This is a genomic window from Mesorhizobium sp. M7A.F.Ca.CA.002.15.2.1 (assembly GCF_003998715.1).
GTDB lineage: Bacteria > Pseudomonadota > Alphaproteobacteria > Rhizobiales > Rhizobiaceae > Mesorhizobium > Mesorhizobium ciceri.
Genome location: NZ_RZPI01000793.1, coordinates 1 through 2,392, shown reverse-complemented (window position 1 = coordinate 2,392; position 2,392 = coordinate 1). Strand labels below are relative to the sequence as shown.

Sequence of the window (2,392 nt, the reverse complement as noted above, 5' to 3'; positions counted from 1 at the left end):
GGAACCAAGGGAGGATTTTTCTTTTGCATGACGGACGTGAGCCGCGTTGAGCGGTTCGTGATGGAGAACGCTTGTCTCGAATTCCTCCGTCGGCGGAGGACGTCGGCGCGGCTCGAAAGTCCAGCGCCGGACCCTGGTACCCCTTCAATTGGGGCGAGGGTGGATGGGTGTCTTCAGACCACCAAAGCAGTCACGACCTTCTTACAACATATCCAGAAACGGAGAAGACCGAATGACCAAACTTTCAATTTCATTGAAGTCCACTGGCAAGTCCGCCGGCATGGCAGCGCTTGCGCTGTCGCTGCTGGCAGGCACCGCCGCTATCGCCAAGGCAGCCGAAGTCACCGACGCCACCGTCGCCTTCCTGATGCCTGACCAGGCCTCGACCCGTTACGAACAGCATGATTATCCCGGCTTCGCCGCCGAGATGAAGAAGCTGTGCCCGGGCTGCAAGGTGCTCTACCAGAACGCCGATGCCGACGCCTCGCGCCAGCAGCAGCAGTTCAACTCGGTGATCTCGCAGGGCGCCAAGGCGATTGTGCTCGACCCCGTCGACTCGACCGCCGCCGCCTCGCTGGTCAAGCTGGCGCAGAGCCAGGGCATCAAGGTCATAGCCTATGACCGGCCAATCCCGACAGCGCCGGCCGACTTCTATGTCTCGTTCAACAATGAAGGCATCGGCAAGGCCATCGCCGATTCGCTGGTCGAGCACCTGAAGGCGCTGAAGGTCGATCCGGCCACCGGCGGCGTTTTACAGATCAACGGTTCGCCGACCGACGCGGCGGCCGGCCTGATCAAGAAGGGCATCCATGCCGGCCTCGACAACAGCGGCTACAAGATCCTGGCCGAATACGACACGCCGGAATGGGCGCCGCCGAAGGCGCAGCAATGGGCCGGCGGCCAGATCACCCGCTTCGGCCCGAAAATCCTCGGCGTGGTTGCCGCCAATGACGGCACCGGTGGCGGCGCCATCGCGGCCTTCAAGGCGGCCGGCGTCGATCCGGTGCCGCCGGTGACCGGCAATGACGCGACGATCGCGGCACTGCAACTGATCATCGCCGGCGACCAGTACAACACCATCTCCAAGCCGAGCGAGATCGTGGCGGCGGCCGCCGCCAACATCGCCATCAAGCTACTTTCTGGCGAGACGCCTAAGGCCGAGATGACGCTGTACGATACGCCCTCGCAGCTGTTCACGCCGGCTGTTGTGACGCAGGAAAACCTGAAGGCCGAGATCATCGACAAGAAGATCAACACCGCGGCCGAGCTCTGCGTCGATCGTTACGCGGAAGGCTGCAAGAAGCTGGGCATCGGGAACTGACCGCGACCCTTGCCCGCTCCGCTGCCTGGCCACCCGCGTGGTGGCCAGGCAGCGCTCATGCGAAATTTTTGAACCGGTTTTGAAAGGCTTCCTGGCATGACCGATACCTCGGACGAACCGGTTCCGGCAGGCGAGCTGGTGCTCAGCCTGCGCGGCGTTTCGAAGAATTTCGGCGCCGTTTCGGCGCTCACCGACATCGATCTCGATGTCCATGCAGGCGAAGTGGTGGCGCTGGTCGGCGACAATGGCGCCGGCAAGTCGACCCTGGTCAAGATCCTGGCCGGCGTGCATCAGCCGAGCTCAGGCACGATCAGTTTTCGCGGCAAGCAGGTGACACTTGCCGATCCGAGTGCCGCGCTGACGCTCGGCATCGCCACCGTGTTCCAGGACCTGGCGCTGTGCGAGAACCTCGACATCGTCGCCAACATCTTCCTTGGCCGCGAACTCAGCCCGCTGCGGCTGGACGAGGTGGCGATGGAAGTGCGCGCCTGGACGCTGCTCAACGAGCTTTCGGCGCGCATCCCGAGTGTCCGCGAAGTGGTCGCTTCACTGTCGGGCGGCCAGCGCCAGACGGTGGCGATCGCGCGCTCGCTGCTGCTCGAACCCAAGCTCATCCTGCTCGACGAGCCGACGGCAGCGCTTGGCGTGGCGCAGACGGCGGAAGTGCTCAATTTGATCGAGCGGGTGCGCGACCGCGGCCTCGGCGTCGTCATCATCAGCCACAACATGGAAGACGTGCGCGCCGTCGCCGACCGCATCGTCGTGCTGCGGCTTGGCCGCAACAACGGCATCTTCTCGCCCGATGCCTCGAACCAGGAACTGGTCAGCGCCATCACCGGCGCCTCGAACAATTCGGTGTCGCGGCGCGCCGAGCGCAGGCAGGCCAGGCAAGACCAGACCCAGGAGCCACGCCCATGAGCCGCGAAGCCGAACAGGCCGCCCCCGTGCCGCCGCAGCTCGACCGCGCCGATGTGCGCGTCAAGCACGAGGCGGGGATCGGCGGCGCCATCCGCCGGTTCTTCGACCGGGTCCGCTCGGGCGATCTCGGCTCGCTGCCAGTGATTGTCGGGC

Annotated in this window: 2 protein-coding genes and 1 pseudogene; all 3 read left to right on the top strand. The window is 64.8% G+C overall.

The window, feature by feature from the left end; translation table 11 throughout:
* Nucleotides 1-232: 232 nt before the first annotated feature.
* Nucleotides 233-1,321 (top strand): sugar ABC transporter substrate-binding protein, encoded by a 1,089-nt coding sequence (locus ENZ74_RS29380; RefSeq protein ID WP_013530723.1) that lies wholly within the window; start codon nt 233-235, stop codon nt 1,319-1,321.
* A gap of 96 nt (nt 1,322-1,417) precedes the next feature.
* Complete coding sequence (locus tag ENZ74_RS29375; protein WP_024501653.1) at nt 1,418-2,239, top strand: ATP-binding cassette domain-containing protein; 822 nt, start codon at nt 1,418-1,420, stop codon at nt 2,237-2,239.
* A pseudogene (locus tag ENZ74_RS29370) lies at nt 2,236-2,392 on the top strand (sugar ABC transporter permease); the annotation flags it as partial. The gene ENZ74_RS29375 and the pseudogene ENZ74_RS29370, both read left to right, overlap by 4 nt.